At 62.1% G+C, this 13,801-nt stretch carries 12 protein-coding genes and 1 tRNA gene; 5 read left to right on the top strand and 8 right to left on the bottom strand.

The window, feature by feature from the left end:
- Positions 1–3: 3 nt before the first annotated feature.
- Positions 4–231 (bottom strand): AbrB/MazE/SpoVT family DNA-binding domain-containing protein, encoded by a 228-nt coding sequence (locus SOQ14_RS13670; protein ID WP_322898678.1) that lies wholly within the window; start codon positions 229–231, stop codon positions 4–6.
- Between the two features lie 105 nt (positions 232–336).
- Here SOQ14_RS13670 and SOQ14_RS13665 point away from each other — a divergent pair, with 105 nt between their 5' ends.
- Positions 337–2,427, top strand: a complete 2,091-nt coding sequence (locus tag SOQ14_RS13665; RefSeq protein ID WP_322898769.1) for a RelA/SpoT family protein — start codon at positions 337–339, stop codon at positions 2,425–2,427.
- Here SOQ14_RS13665 and SOQ14_RS13660 read toward each other — a convergent pair.
- On the bottom strand, positions 2,424–3,431 hold the full coding sequence (locus tag SOQ14_RS13660) for a peptidylprolyl isomerase (protein WP_322898677.1): 1,008 nt from the start codon (positions 3,429–3,431) through the stop codon (positions 2,424–2,426). The two genes, SOQ14_RS13665 and SOQ14_RS13660, sit on opposite strands and share 4 nt — an antisense overlap.
- 278 nt (positions 3,432–3,709) lie before the next feature.
- Here SOQ14_RS13660 and SOQ14_RS13655 point away from each other — a divergent pair.
- A tRNA-Ser gene (locus tag SOQ14_RS13655) sits at positions 3,710–3,800 on the top strand.
- A 364-nt stretch (positions 3,801–4,164) separates the two neighbouring features.
- On the opposite strand, the gene SOQ14_RS13650 is transcribed toward SOQ14_RS13655, so the two are convergent.
- Genes SOQ14_RS13650 through SOQ14_RS13640 form a run of 3 tightly spaced genes read right to left on the bottom strand, consistent with a single transcriptional unit; the run spans position 4,165 to position 6,444 of the window.
- Entirely contained in the window at positions 4,165–5,772 is a 1,608-nt protein-coding gene (locus tag SOQ14_RS13650) for a recombinase family protein (RefSeq protein ID WP_322898676.1), read from the bottom strand.
- Positions 5,772–6,194 carry a DUF2924 domain-containing protein gene (locus SOQ14_RS13645; RefSeq protein WP_322898675.1) on the bottom strand — a complete coding sequence of 141 codons (423 nt, stop codon included), beginning with the start codon at positions 6,192–6,194 and terminating at the stop codon, positions 5,772–5,774. Before SOQ14_RS13645 ends, SOQ14_RS13650 begins: the two co-directional genes overlap by 1 nt.
- Positions 6,187–6,444 carry a DUF3489 domain-containing protein gene (locus SOQ14_RS13640; protein ID WP_322898674.1) on the bottom strand — a complete coding sequence of 86 codons (258 nt, stop codon included), beginning with the start codon at positions 6,442–6,444 and terminating at the stop codon, positions 6,187–6,189. Before SOQ14_RS13640 ends, SOQ14_RS13645 begins: the two co-directional genes overlap by 8 nt.
- 189 nt (positions 6,445–6,633) lie before the next feature.
- Between SOQ14_RS13640 and SOQ14_RS13635 the strand changes: the two genes are divergently transcribed.
- From SOQ14_RS13635 to SOQ14_RS13625, 3 genes are read left to right on the top strand one after another with little or no spacing between them, the layout of a single operon-like run.
- Complete coding sequence (locus SOQ14_RS13635; protein ID WP_322898673.1) at positions 6,634–7,941, top strand: site-specific DNA-methyltransferase; 1,308 nt, start codon at positions 6,634–6,636, stop codon at positions 7,939–7,941.
- Positions 7,938–8,453: a DUF5681 domain-containing protein gene (locus SOQ14_RS13630; RefSeq protein WP_322898672.1), complete on the top strand. Its 516-nt coding sequence runs from the start codon at positions 7,938–7,940 to the stop codon at positions 8,451–8,453. The genes SOQ14_RS13635 and SOQ14_RS13630 overlap by 4 nt, the downstream gene beginning before the upstream one ends.
- Positions 8,429–9,004 carry a DUF5681 domain-containing protein gene (locus SOQ14_RS13625; RefSeq protein ID WP_322898768.1) on the top strand — a complete coding sequence of 192 codons (576 nt, stop codon included), beginning with the start codon at positions 8,429–8,431 and terminating at the stop codon, positions 9,002–9,004. Before SOQ14_RS13630 ends, SOQ14_RS13625 begins: the two co-directional genes overlap by 25 nt.
- A gap of 402 nt (positions 9,005–9,406) precedes the next feature.
- Here SOQ14_RS13625 and SOQ14_RS13620 read toward each other — a convergent pair whose 3' ends face one another.
- The 3 genes from SOQ14_RS13620 to mdtN form a co-directional block, all read right to left on the bottom strand.
- The gene (locus SOQ14_RS13620) at positions 9,407–10,660 is read right to left on the bottom strand and encodes a TolC family protein (protein WP_322898671.1); all 1,254 of its coding nucleotides are present in this window, start codon (positions 10,658–10,660) and stop codon (positions 9,407–9,409) included.
- Between the two features lie 242 nt (positions 10,661–10,902).
- Positions 10,903–12,768, bottom strand: coding sequence for an FUSC family protein (locus tag SOQ14_RS13615; protein WP_322898670.1), 1,866 nt, complete (start codon positions 12,766–12,768; stop codon positions 10,903–10,905).
- Positions 12,749–13,798, bottom strand: coding sequence for a multidrug transporter subunit MdtN (mdtN, locus tag SOQ14_RS13610; protein WP_322898669.1), 1,050 nt, complete (start codon positions 13,796–13,798; stop codon positions 12,749–12,751). Before mdtN ends, SOQ14_RS13615 begins: the two co-directional genes overlap by 20 nt.
- Positions 13,799–13,801 lie beyond the last annotated feature (3 nt).

Here is a 13,801-nt window from a genome sequence, read left to right as displayed (position 1 = left end):
AGCTTATTTGGCAAGCTCGGCCAGTGCACGTTTGCGCTTGCGCATGATCTCGCGGGCCACGCGCATCTGTTCAGCGAAATCGTCTTCAGGAACACTGAGCTCGATCCCGCGCGGGGTTGTCGTCAAGGTCAGTTCGTCACCGAGTTCGGATTGGAGATGCGCCAGCACGTCCTTGGGCAGGATGATGCCCGCAGAATTGCCGATCTTGGTGATCTTGAGGGTCGTGTTCATACAGGCGTTATAACGCGGCTTCGCACCGCTGCCAAGCCGCCGCTTCGCTGGCCCATGACAATCGCGCTTGCCCCGTCCCGCGCCCGCCCCCATATTCAGGTTCATATGCTGCGCCAATACGAACTGGTTGAGAAGGTCCTCGATTACGACCCTGATGCCGACGAGGCGATGCTCAATCGCGCCTATGTCTACACCGTGCAGAAACACGGCACCCAAAAGCGTGCGAGCGGGGATCCCTACTTCTCGCACCCGGTCGAAGTGGCTGGCTTGATGACTGATCTCAAGCTCGATCAGTCAACCATCATCACCGCGCTGCTGCACGACACGGTTGAGGATACGCTCGCCACGATCGAGGACATCGAGACTCATTTCGGCTCCGAAGTTGCCCGGCTGGTTGACGGCGTGACCAAGCTCTCTAAAATCGAGACCATGCCCGAAAACGAGCGGGCGGCCGAAAATCTGCGCAAATTCCTCCTCGCCATGTCCGAGGATATCCGGGTGCTGCTGGTCAAGCTGGCGGACCGGCTGCACAATATGCGCACGCTCCATTTCATTCGCTCGCCCGAAAAGCGCAAGCGGATCGCGCGCGAGACGATGGATATCTACGCGCCGCTGGCCGAGCGTGTTGGCATGTATGAATATATGCACGAGATGCAGGCGCTGGCCTTCCGCGAGCTTGAGCCCGAAGCCCACGCGACCATCACCGGGCGGCTCGAACAATTGCGCTCGCAGGATGGCGGGCAGGTTGATGCGATCGCGCTCAAGATCAAGCAGCGCCTTGCCGAAGCGGGCCTCAAGGTCGAAGTCTACGGGCGCGAAAAGCATCCCTATTCGATCTGGCACAAGATGGCCGAACGCCATGTCAGTTTCGAACAGGTCACGGATATCATGGCGTTCCGGGTCCTGACCGACAGCGAGGAGGATTGTTACCGGGCGCTGGGCGTGCTGCACACCACGTGGCAATTCATCCCCGGCAAGTTCAAGGATTACATCTCAACCCCCAAATCAAACGGCTATCGCAGCCTCCATACCTCGCTGATGTACGAGAATTCGATGCGGGTTGAAGTGCAAGTGCGCACCCGCGAGATGCACCGGGTGAATGAATTCGGCCTCGCCGCGCACTGGGCCTACAAGCAGGCTGGCAAGCCCGATGGGCAGGTCGGCTGGCTGCGCGATCTGATCGAGATTGTCGATGCCAGCCACGATGCCGAGGAATTGCTCGAACACACCAAGATGGCGATCTATCAGGATCGCATCTTCGCTTTCACCCCGAAGGGGGCCTTGTTCCAGCTTCCCAAGGGCGCGAGCGCGGTCGACTTCGCCTTTGCGGTACACACCAATCTTGGCCTTGCCACCGTCGGCGCCAAGATCAATGGACGGCACATGCCGCTGCGCACCCCGCTGAACAACGGCGATGTGGTGGAAATCATCAAGAGCCCCCATGCCGAACCGCAATTGCCATGGCTCGGCTTTGTGGTGACCGGAAAGGCGCGCGCCGCGATCCGCCGCGCGGTCCGCCTCAAGGAACGCTCCGAAGTTGCGGCGATCGGCTCCAAGCTGTTCGATGAAATCGCCGCGCGCGTGCCCGCCAAGATCGGCAAGAAGGCGATCCGGGTGGCGGTCGAACGGCTCGGGCTCGAGGAGCCGGATGATCTGATGTACGCGATTGGCGCGGCCAAGCTCTCTGATCGCGAGGTGATGGAAGCGCTGGTGCCGGGTTGCACCGCCGGGATCGAGGATGAAGAGCACTGGTCACGGCGGGAACGGGCGATCTCGATCCGCGGTCTCACCCCTGGCGTGGCGTTCGAACTCGCGCCGTGTTGCCACCCGGTGCCGGGTGATAGGATCGTCGGCATTCGCCGCAAGGGCGAAACCGTGCTGGTTCACGCGATTGATTGTCTGGAACTGGCGGCCGGCGTCGATAGTGACTGGCTCGATCTGGCCTGGGGCACCCGTTCGCAAGGGGCCGTCGGCAGGATGGCGGTGACGCTTTATGATCGTCCCGGCACGCTGGCGGAGATGGCAGGCATCTTCGCGCAGAACAAGGCCAATGTGACCAGCCTTGCCCAGACCCAGCTCGATCACCCCTTCACCACGTATGAGGTGGATATCGAGGTGCAGGATCTGGCGCACCTTTCGCGCATCCTCTCGGCCCTGCGGGCGAGCGATGCCGTAGCGCAGGCGGAGCGGATCTAGCCGCTGTCCGCCACCCGCCGCACCGGAACCCTGATGTTGCAGATGTCGGCGCCGCCTGCGGGGGTGATGAAGAAGGGATCGCGGCGGTTGGCGATGGCGTCGGCGTAGGCGGCGAAGGTCTGGCTCTCGGTCGAGAGGTATTCGAACGCCGGTTGCTCTCCCGCCGGAAGATCGCTCGCCACCCGCACCGTCAGGATCGGGGTGCGCTTGTTCGCTTCCTCGGCGGTGTAGAACCCCAGCGCGCCCTTGCCCCGCGGGAGGCTGGAGAGGTGCTCCATCCCCTCGATCACCCGGCCGACCAGCGCGATATTGCGATCAAGGTGGCGCGGCGCTTGGCCGATGACGGTGTAAAGCTCCGCGCCCGAGCCGGTGTCGGGCGAATAGTTCCGCCCGACGCCGACCATGCCGTAGCAGTGGGTGGGCCATATTCCGTCGGGCCCTGTGTCCGCCGAAACAGGCCAACCATCGATGAACCCGCTCACCCCAGAGTAAGGGTCGCCTGTCAACGCAAGAATGCTCTTGTTCGGATCTGCTCGATAGAGCGGATCTTTCGACCATAAGTAAGCAAGAGAATCGTCGATCTGAGCGACATAATCCGCCTCGCCCATCACCTTCAGCCCATTGGGCAGCGGCTTGGGCTTCCCCGTCGCCTCCGGGTTGTCGTAATTGGGATCGCCCCACTGGGTGACGTAATTATCCTGCACCCGGTTGACCGAGGTGCCGTCGTACCACTTGGCGCGGGCGAAGAGGCGGATGTTGTGGACCCAGCCTTGCGAGAAGGGCGCCGGCATCAGTTGGATCACCACCTGCCGCGGCTTGCCCTCTGCGTCCGGCGCGAGGTTCATCACCAGCAAGTCCTCCGCCGGGATCGCCACCCAGTCGGCCTTGGGCGCGGCGGCGACGATCTCCGATGGGGCGGGGTAGGCCGGTTGGGATGTCTCCTGCGCGGCCAGCGGGAAGGCCAGGGCGAGGGCCGTCGCAGCGGCGAGGAAGGCTTTGTTCATGCAGGTATAGTGCCACACCACCCGCCCAATCAAAAACCCCTTTCCACGCGTTTTGGAGGGCGGAAAGGGGTTTTCGAGGCAGCGTTCGCAGGGAATGCCACATCCGCGCAGCGCTGTACCTTGGCGAGTCTCATACCATTATTCGTGATGACGGCCAAATGGCGCGCCATGCAGCGCCTTGCGAAGCAGGGCATTCGCGGCTAGTGGGCCGCACTTGCCCCGAAAGGTGCTCCCGTTCTTGCGCTCAAGTCGCGAAGTGGGTGCGCCAGCCGGTGCACGGAGCAGTGGCCGAGTGGTCGAAGGCGCACGCCTGGAAAGTGTGTATACGTCAAAAGCGTATCGAGGGTTCGAATCCCTCCTGCTCCGCCAGCCACCCCCGGCACTTGTCTCTGATTTCAGGTGGTGCCCGAAAACCCCGCGAACAGGCGGGTTTGCGGGGTCAAACCGGTAACGGGCGCATCATTCGAGTCGTCTCCTGAGCCCTTTCGGGCGCCGTTTGCGCGCCGTGTCTCTTGTTTCGCTCGCATCGGTTCGGTTTCCCTGTTTAATAGGCAAGAACAGGGAAAAAGGTGATTTTGGGCTCTAAAACAGGCCTTTCTGAGTGATATTGCAAGTTTCGCCGCGAGCGAAAGCACGCCTTGTCAGTGGGTTGCCTGCGCGAAATCACTGTTTCCCTGTTCTTCGCTGGAACAGGGTATCTAATCGGCTGGAACAGGGGCCTTAATCGCCGCGATCAGGTGATTTGTTCGCCGGAACAGGAAGTAGGGCGTGCTGCGAATCCGAGCATCTCTCGCTGCTTCGACCAGGCGAGCGGGATGTTGATGGCCTTGAGCGATTCGAGATTGAGATGGGGCGGCTGGCGCCCCTCGAGAATTGCGCGCTGGATGTCGGGCGCGAGGAAGGCGAGGCCGAGGATGAAGCGGTCGTAGGGCGATCGCGGCGATCCATCGATCATCGGCAATCCGCGTTCGGTCCGGAGCATGGCATGAGCCTTCCTGACGGCGGAGATGAGCACCGGGTCGGGTTGGCGTGATCGTGACGTTGCCGGAAGAACCAGCGTGCGGGGCCCGCGCGGCGCGAACAGGACCGGCAGCGAGACGGTGAGGGTGTCGGAGGTTCGATCGCGGATCACCTCGCCGTTGCCCAACCTTGCGGCGAGGTTCGAGTAATGCTCGGCGTCGAGCGAGACCTGAAGACCCCGCTCGCTTAGGTGGATTGAGCGGACTATCGCAAACGGATCGTCTGCCTTGGGTACCCATTGCTGAACGGACACGCTCACGACCCGTTCGATCTCGGGCGCCGACAGGCGCTGGATCGAATTTGTACCGACGGGCCGCACGCCCTGCTGGAGCGGCGCCGATACATAGTAGCGATACGAGCGGCCCGACTTGCCGCGCGAGGTGGTCGGACTCATGGGATCGCCCGCAGTATCGAACAGCTTGCCGGTCAGAGGCGCTTTGACACTGCGGTTCTTCGCCCTCATCTGGTGTCGCCGCACCTGGGCGTCGAGCAGGGCCTGCACGCGCTCGAACAGCTCGAAATCGACGATTGCTGCATGCTCGCCCTTATGCACGGTGCCTTTGTGGACGATTTGGCCACGATAGACACGGTTGCGCAGGAGGTGAAACAGGGCGCCGCGGCTGAATGGCTGTCCGCCCATAGTCCTGCCCTTTGCGGTGACGTGGAGCTTGGAATGAATGCCACGCTGCTCGAGATCGCGCTGGAGGGCGTGGACCGAGCCCAACTCGAGGTAACGGGCAAAGATATGCCGCACACGTTCAGCCTCATCCTTGTTTGTCTTGAGCGTGCGTGACCCATCGATCGGTGGATCGTAGCCAAGCGGCGGGAGGCCACCCATCCACATGCCCTTGGCCTTGGAAGCGGCTATCTTGTCGCGGATACGCTCGCCGGTGACCTCGCGCTCGAACTGCGCGAACGAGAGCAGGACATTGAGCATCAGCTTGCCCATTGAATCGGTGGTATTGAACGACTGGGTGACTGACACGAAGCTGCAGTCGTTCTTCTCGAACACCTCGACAATCCGCGCGAAGTCGGCGAGGCTACGGGTGAGACGATCGATCTTGTAGACCACCACGATATCGATCCGGCCCGCTGCTATATCAACGAGCAGGGCCTTCAGGCCCGGCCGCTCTGTGTTGCCACCCGAGAACCCGCCATCGTCATAGTGGTCGGGAAGCGCCCCCCATCCTTCACTCGCCTGGCTCAGGATATAGGCGTCGCACGCCTCACGCTGGGCGTGGAGGCTGTTAAACGACTGGTCGAGGCCGTCCTCGGAAGACTTGCGGGTGTAGATCGCGCAGCGTCTGATGGTGGTGGGCATCAGTTGTCTCTAAGGCCGAAGAAGCGCGGTCCGTTCCAGCGGGTGCCGGCGATCATAGTCGCGGCTGCGGAGAGGCTGGGGAACAGTTGATCCTCCCAGCGAAACCCTTGCTCTTCAACCACTACGGTCACCTCGCGGCCCTTCCAGATGCGGGTCAGTCGCGCGCCAATGCCAAGTTGCCGGCCCTCGGGCTGGACTGGGCCCGACCTCGATAATGCTTTGCGCGTATCAGCATCGAGCCCGCCGCAGGCTTGTGCCTGGACCCGCCATGCGAGCAGCCGGCGCAGGAGCGGTGCGGAGCGAAGCGAAGGAGGGGCGCCGTAGCGCGCGCTCCAGAACCTGCGCAGGCCATCGAGATCAAGCGTTTGGATCTCGGCGATAAGCTGCTCGACCGCATCATGTTCCTCGAACGCCTCATGCATTGGTCGCCTCCGCAATGCGATAGCGGCGCTTCCCGTCGATCTTGTCCGAGATCACTGCGTGCCCGCGCTTCTTCATCGCGCCGGCCAGCGCACCGCGCACCGAGTGCTGTTGCCATCCGGTCGCCTTGACCATCTCGGCGATGGTCGCGCCGTGCTTGCGGTGAAGCAGCTTCTCGAGCGTATCGAGCTTGCTCGCCGCCCTGCCTGCCTTTGAAGTGGCGGGGGTGGTTCCGTGGTTGCTGATAGGCATGTTTGTCTCCGGTTTGCATCGCGAGGCCAAAATGGCTCCCGCTACCGAGACAAGCCCGTCCAGGCGGGCGCAGACAGCAATGCTCGTTGACGCGGCACAGTCCAGTTATTTCGGGACGTGCCGAATAGAACTGTCGATTACTTACCGGCACCCCTTTAAAACGGCGGGTTTTCGAACTATGTTCACGTTATGTTCGAAACCCTTCCCGAGGTGGCTTTGCCCGCCAATCGCACGCTCGAAGTGGTCTATAAGGCCCCAGGCGAACTCACCCCCGACCCGCGCAATGCGCGTACCCACTCGAAGAAGCAGGTCGCGCAGATCATTGCCTCGATCCGCGCCTTCGGGTTCACCAACCCGATCCTCGCCGATCCAGAAGGCAACCTCATCGCAGGCCATGGGAGACTGCGGGCAGCGAGGGAAATGGGCTTGGAAACGGTCCCGGTGATCGTCCTCGATGGCCTCAGCGAGCCGCAGAAGAAGGCGCTCCGGCTCGCGGACAACAAGATCGCATTGAATGCAGGCTGGGACACCGAGATCCTCAAGCTCGAGCTTGCCGAGCTGTCACTGCCCGAGATCGACATTGACCTCGGCCTGACCGGGTTTAGTCCGGGCGAGATCGACGTCGTGCTCGCCGAGAGCGAAGATCCGGATGACGAGGTCATCCCGGCCGTTCCTGAAAGTCCGCGGGTCAATCCCGGCGACATCTGGCAGTTGGGCGAGCACCGTGTCGCCTGCGGCGATGGCCGCGACGTTGCCTTCCTCCAGCGCGTTGTTGGCTCAGGCGAACAGGTCGACTGTGCGTTCCTCGATCCGCCCTACAACGTGAAGATCAACGGTCATGCCAATGCCAAAGGGCGTCACCGCGAGTTTGCGATGGCTTCAGGTGAGATGAGCGAGGACGAGTTCCGTGCCTTCCTTGCCGAGACGCTGGGCGCCTGCGCGCGGGTCTCACGCGACGGGGCGGTACACTTCGTATGCATGGACTGGCGCCACATGGACGACGTCGCGGCCTCCGTGGCCGGAATCTACAATGACCTTCTCAACATCTGTGTATGGAACAAGAGCAATGCCGGAATGGGCTCGCTCTACCGCTCCAAGCACGAGATGGTGTTTGTTTACCGGGTGGGCAGCGCGCCGCACAGGAACAATGTCGAGTTAGGTAAACACGGGCGTAACCGCACCAATGTCTGGGACTACCCAAGTGTCAACTCGATGAAGGGCTCGCGCCGCGAGGACCTTGCCCTCCACCCGACGGTCAAGCCGGTCGCCATGGTGGCTGATGCGTATTGCGATGTGACCCGGCAGGGGGACCTTGTCCTCGACATTTTCCTTGGTTCGGGGACCAGCTTGATCGCGGCCGAGCGCGTCGGCAGGCGGTTCCGTGGGCTCGACATCGATCCGGCCTATGTCGACCTTGCAATGCAGCGCTGGAGCGACCTCACCGGAAAGGAGCCCGTGTTGGTCCACCGCGACAACAGCGACGAGGTGGCGGCATGAGTGGCACGCGGTTCAAGCCCGGGCAGTCCGGCAATCCGAAAGGGCGGCCTCCAAAGGCGCGACGGCCCAACGTATCGGCGTTAGAGATCGTCCTCGACAAGCGCCTCACCGCCAACGTTGGCGGCAAGGAGCGCAATCTCACCGTCGAGGAGGTGTTGCAGCAGCAGACGCTAAAGGATGCGCTCGCCGGCAAGCGCCTAGCGATCCGCAAGGTCCTCAAGATGATCGAGAGGCGCGAGGCGGCACTTGCAAGAAAGGTCGGCGTGCGACGGGTGCCGATGATGGTCGAACAGTATCACTGTGCCGACAATGCGAACGAGGCCATGCGTATTATGGGCATCGCAGCGCCTGATCCCGAGTTCCCCTCTCGCTGGAAGGTCAGCACCTGGGCAACCCCAGCCGCGCTCAGCAGGCCGGGGCGCCGCACGTTCACGGACAAGGACGTGAAGGACATCAAGTTCTTCACCAGCGATCTCGGAACCTTGCGCTGGCCGCGAGGGCGCATCGCGTAAGCGAGCCCGAACCTGTCGGTTACGGTCAACCGCCGAGCAAGACCCGGTTCCGCAAGGGGCAGTCCGGAAATCCGCAAGGGCGGCCAAAGAACAGCCGCCGCGAGATCCCCTATGATACCGTACTCGGTCAGATGGTCACGATCCGCGAGGAGGGCCGGGAACGCCGTGTGACCGCGGCCGAGGCGTTCCTTCTCCAGCTCACCCAGAAGGGCCTCGCCGGAGACAGTGCCGCAGCACGCGCCTCGCTTGAGGCTATCGAGACGGCACGGGCCGCTCGTAATGACACTTACACTCGGCCAACCAAGCTTGTCTGGAAAGCAGTTGGCTCAGGCATGGACGCCATCATCGACACCCTTGGCATCGCGCAGCTGAAATATCCGACCGACAAAGACCGCGTACGCTGGGAGCTTAATCCCTGGATCGTGGAGGCAGCAATGGCTCGGCTCGGCGACAGTCAGCTGCCGCTCGACGAGCAGCGCGAGGTATGGGGCGCTACCCGCACGCCTCGCAAGATGCGATGGCCCGAGTGGTGGTGCTACTTCGGCGAATGAGGGCTTTGCACTCCCCATTCACTCAAGGTCTTTACCAACTAATCTCCCGCTGGCAAACAAGATTTTCGAGCGGTCCATATGACAGGATCTGGAGCCAAGCCGTCTCTCGCACCGACGACGCCAGATGTCCGCTTGTGCCGAAAGCTGCTGTTTGCGTGTGAATGTCTGAGGCATCGGAGACCGTTCTCAGGCTACCTATGCAGCGCAATGGCGATGTCGCAGAGCCGACGCTCGTTCTGAACCTGTCTCAAAGCAGCCACCGCGCTCGCCTGCTAGGTTGCTCCTTTGACGTTGTTCGCTCTTGTGTTGAGGACGATTTTCTTTGCTCCACATAATGAGGATTAGTGCCTCAGATCCCATGGTGTGAAGGAACAGCGCCTCCTCATGCAAAGCACCTGGTTATTACATCGCGCCAGCTGCAAGTGCCATATTGGCCGCGGCGACAAAGGCCGCGTGGCGCGCGTCTGAAACCGCGCTGCGTGCACGGGCCAAAGCGTTTTCTGCGAGCATGACTTCAACCATCGACGCCTCGCTATTGCGGAATGCCAGCAGCGCCGCGTCCCGCCCAATAGCAGCGACTTTCTCCAGGGCGAGCGCTTGATGATGCGCCGAAAGTGCCGTGCCTAGTTGGTAGTGCGAGTCTATGACCTCACGGGCAGCTTCGTTGCGGACTTGCTCGATCCGTGCCTTGGTTGCATCCCGCTCGGCCTGTGCCTGCGCGCGTACATTGGAACGCACGCCGCCATCGTAAAGCGGGATGGAAAGCCCGGCAAATATGCTGGCGCCCAAACGATCGCCAAACACATTGAGCACTGGTCCCTGATCGCCAAATCCCGGGATCCCGGAGATCCCCAGCCGCCCTTCCACATAGGATCCTGTGCCCGATACGAAAACCTTGGGAAGCGACTGCGCGCGCGCCGCGGCCTCGCGCCCCGCAGCGGCACGCTCCGCCGCAAAGGCGCGCTGCAAATCAGGCCGCGCGGCGAGCACATCATCAATAATGCTGTCGGCGAGTGCCGGTGGTGCTTGCGGTAATGCACGGGCGTCGACCTCTGCAATCGCGATTGCGCTTTCGGGCGGCAAACCCATTGCCTGCAATAACAATGCATCGCCGCGCGCCACGGCGCCTTGCGCGCGAACGCGGAAAAACTCGGCCTCGGCTACCAGCGACTCTGCCTGAGCAATATCAAGCAAGGTACCAATGCCGCGATCAAACTTGTGTCGTGCAGCGCGTTCAACCTCTTGCGCATTGCGGACCAGCCCATCGGCAAGTGCAAGCCGCGCACGGGCTGCCAGGCTGTCGTGATAAGCAATCGTGACAGCATGAAGCAGGCGCTGATGCGCCTCGTTGAAAGCAAAATTGGCAATAATCGCCTCCTGGCGGGCCGATTCGACCAGCCCGGCCCGTCCACCGAAATCAAACAGCAGCCATTCCACTGAGGCCGCAGCTACGATGCCGCCCAGAACTCGGTCACCACCCAGATCGATCGGTCCGATATCGGTCCGGCTCCTGGTGGTGGCAGCCCCGCCAGCGACGATCGCTGATAAACGGGGCAAATAAGTTGCATCAGCAATGCCAGCGGCAAGTGCTGCTTGCCGCGCTGCGTTCCATGCGATGCGCGTTGAGGGGTTCCGCTGCTGGGCGATATCGATCAATTCGGGAAGCGTGTAGGCGCGCGCTGGCTCAAGCGCCGGCGGCTCGGATGCTGTTGTTACGGGATCGCTGGCCGGCTGCGATTTCGGCGCAATCTGAGGCTGGGCCGATGGTGCCGGTTGCGCGCTGAAAGAGGGTGGCGGCGTCCACGCACTGGAGGCAACAGGCGGAGCATATTCGAGGCGGCGCGGTGCTGCGCAGGCGCCCAGCAGCAAAGCCAGAATGAGCAGGAAGCGGTGAGTTTTCATGTCGCGGCCTCGGTTGCTTTTGCGGATGGACGCATAGGAGCGGATACGCAGTCCTGAAGCCGCGTCGCGGTAGCCTCCAGCTGCTCAGCAATCCCGTGTGCTGTACCATCGACCCGCTCGCCCGCGATAAAAAGCGCGGGCAAGTCCGCATCGATTTGATCGAGCATCTCTCGCCGGGTCGCGCTCCACCGGGGATGAGGCAGCAAATTGGCGGGCTCATATCGCGTCATAGCGAGCCCAGCGCGCGCTTCGGCAAATTGGTGCATCGCCGCAGTGATTGAAGCCATTCGGGCGCCGTGCGAAGCGTTTTCCGCAAAAGCCCGTAAGGCGGCGAGTCCCTCGCGCAGGGCCCCGTCAACTCTCGGGGCGATGCTGACCGGCCACACGCGCGTGAACATGAAATAGGTTGCCACATTGCCCAGAAGCACACCGATAACGCGATCACGCGCGATGGTGATATCAAATCCCGGCCCACTGCCCTGGATAACTGTCAGATAGAAAGCGAAGGCCCATTGAAACCCGACATAGCTGATCCGCTCGCTACCAACGGCGAGCCATGCCGCCGGGAGAGTTGCGATCAGCACCAAACCAGCAAGCTGTACGCCGTTTTCCAGCACAGGGACCAGCAACAACATGGCCGTCGCTCCCACCGCCGCACCGATCATTGCCCCGACAAGTCGAAGGCTGAGTTTCTCGACAGCCTCGGCAGCGGTCGGCAACGCAACGATGAAACAGGTGAGAAAGGCCGTGTGAATACCCGGCCAGTCCAGCGCGTGATAAAGTAGAAAGCAGGCCATCGCGGCGCCAGTGGTTTTGAGTGCATAATGCACATGAGCCGGATTTGTCAGCGCGTCGGGTTCCATAAAGCCGCCGCCTTGGCTCGTGTTTGCTGGTGGTGGCTCTGCCGTCGTGAAATCGGCAATCGCCGCGAGAAGCGCCGCTTCGATTGCAGCTATCTGATCGTTGCGCGCAGTCTCGGGCAACGCAAGAGCGGTGCCTGTGGGGTAGAGATCGCGGGCCAAGATATCGCCCATCGCGCGCAGATGGGCGGCTATCAGCAAAGCGCGGTCGGCTGGCAACCGCTCTGAAGCATCCGCTAACGCCTTGGCGAGCAAACAGATGGCAGTGCTTTGCTGAAGCGCACTGGCAAAGGCCGCTATGTCCGCGCGGCGTGACGTATGTTCGGCTTTCGCCAACGCCAGCAAGAGGGCCGCTTCCTTGGGATTTTCCCTCATCACGGAAGCCAGCTGGGCAGAGCCGCCTTCCGCGCCCGTCAACGCGTCGGCTGCTGCGTACAGCCGCTCGGCGATGAGACGGCTAAGCAAGCGGCGCGGCGCAGGCGCGACCAGCAGATTGATGACGATTGTTACCAGAGCGGGAGCGCCGACCAGCCACCATGCCCACAACAGGGCCTTGGTGGTGAAAACGGGCAGGGGATTGGCTCCCATCACATCAAGCGCAAAGGCAATCACCATGGCCATGATCGGGGCAACCGGCTTGAGCTTCGAGGCTGATCCCAGCCAGCAGATCGCAAAAGATGCTGATGCAATGGTTGCCACGCGCCACATCGGATCATCAAGCACAATCATGGCAAGCAGGATGACAGTGCCGATCAGCAAGGTCGCAATCACCATGAGCGCCACCGCGAGAACGGTGCTGAGCATACGATCAGGCTTCCACATGAAGAAGGGCACATAGGCGGCCAACGCCGCCTCCGGCAGGCCCCAGTAAAGTGCCAGCCACGTGGCACAGGCCGCGATCACGGACAGCCGGAGCGCTTGACCCGCACGCCCTGGAAACGGCCGCAGCACCGGGATTACGCGGGTCAAAAGGGTATCGCTTTCAGCGGCAGGCTGCGCCATGCTTGACCTGCACCAGCGCGCTCGCGCCAAGCCGCATCAGCTTTTCAGGCGGCTTGACGAGCTTGATCCGCACCGGAAAGCGCTGTGAAACCTTAACCCATTCCAGCGTCCGCTGGATGTACGGCGCGGAGCGCGGCAGATCGATCTCATTGCCCGCCATCACACCTGTGCCAATGCTTTGCACCCGCCCCCTGATTGGCACGGAACGATCGATCATGGAGAATGCGGTGACACAATCGCCCTCGTTGATCCTGGCAAGCTCGCCCTCGCGGAAATTAGCGACAGCAAACCATTCTTCGTTGGTGATCAGGGTGAACAGCGACTGGAAGGGCGCGACGGTCTCGCCCGACCGGGTCTTGAGCCCCACGATCAACCCGTCATGCGGCGCCCGCACAATCGTGCTGTCCAGTAGATGCTCTGCATTGGCGAGCGCTGCGCGCTGCGCCGCAATGGTCGCGCGGCCGCCATCCCCTGTGCCAATGGCGGTGCGAGCAGCTGCAGCGCGCTGACGTGCTTCCTTAAGCGTAATCGCTGCGTCGCGAGCGAGCGTTTCGGCAGCATCATATTGCTGGCGGGGAATGTGTCCGGCCTCTGCCAATGGCCGCAGGCGATCCGCACTGCGCCTAGCGTGGGCGGCATTGACCTCGGCGCGCTGCACGCCGTCGCGCGCAATCGCGGCATCGGCGGTTTCGGTTGCAATGACCCGCGATTGCATGTCGGCATTCGCCAGCGAAAGATCCAAAGCCGCGCGGGCCTGATCGACGGCGAGCTGGTATGCTGTCTGATCAATGATAAAAAGGACATCACCCGCCTTCACGCGCTGGTTTTCCTGCACGAGCAGTTGATCGATCCGCCCGCCGACAGTGGCCGCAACATGGACCACTTCAGCATCAATCGATGCCTCATCTGAAGATGGCAGTTCATTGCGCTGCCACACGGTCAAAGCGCCCAAGGCGATCGCCGCTGCGATCACCACGCCAGCACCCAGTTTGGCTGAAAAGCGAGCTGGTTTCTTTCCGGAAGCTTCCATCAC

The sequence above is a fragment of the Erythrobacter epiphyticus genome (assembly GCF_034653295.1).
Lineage (GTDB): Bacteria > Pseudomonadota > Alphaproteobacteria > Sphingomonadales > Sphingomonadaceae > Erythrobacter.
The sequence above is the reverse complement of the archived record's forward strand: the minus strand, read 5'-3'. Positions and strand labels throughout refer to the sequence as shown.

Coding starts and splice junctions, on each gene's coding strand:
- SOQ14_RS13670 (WP_322898678.1), bottom strand. CDS start 231: ATGAACACGACCCTCAAGATCACCAAGATCGGCAATTCTGCGGGCATC.
- SOQ14_RS13665 (WP_322898769.1), top strand. CDS start 337: ATGCTGCGCCAATACGAACTGGTTGAGAAGGTCCTCGATTACGACCCT.
- SOQ14_RS13660 (WP_322898677.1), bottom strand. CDS start 3,431: ATGAACAAAGCCTTCCTCGCCGCTGCGACGGCCCTCGCCCTGGCCTTC.
- SOQ14_RS13650 (WP_322898676.1), bottom strand. CDS start 5,772: ATGCCCACCACCATCAGACGCTGCGCGATCTACACCCGCAAGTCTTCC.
- SOQ14_RS13645 (WP_322898675.1), bottom strand. CDS start 6,194: ATGCATGAGGCGTTCGAGGAACATGATGCGGTCGAGCAGCTTATCGCC.
- SOQ14_RS13640 (WP_322898674.1), bottom strand. CDS start 6,444: ATGCCTATCAGCAACCACGGAACCACCCCCGCCACTTCAAAGGCAGGC.
- SOQ14_RS13635 (WP_322898673.1), top strand. CDS start 6,634: ATGTTCGAAACCCTTCCCGAGGTGGCTTTGCCCGCCAATCGCACGCTC.
- SOQ14_RS13630 (WP_322898672.1), top strand. CDS start 7,938: ATGAGTGGCACGCGGTTCAAGCCCGGGCAGTCCGGCAATCCGAAAGGG.
- SOQ14_RS13615 (WP_322898670.1), bottom strand. CDS start 12,768: ATGGCGCAGCCTGCCGCTGAAAGCGATACCCTTTTGACCCGCGTAATC.
- mdtN (WP_322898669.1), bottom strand. CDS start 13,798: ATGGAAGCTTCCGGAAAGAAACCAGCTCGCTTTTCAGCCAAACTGGGT.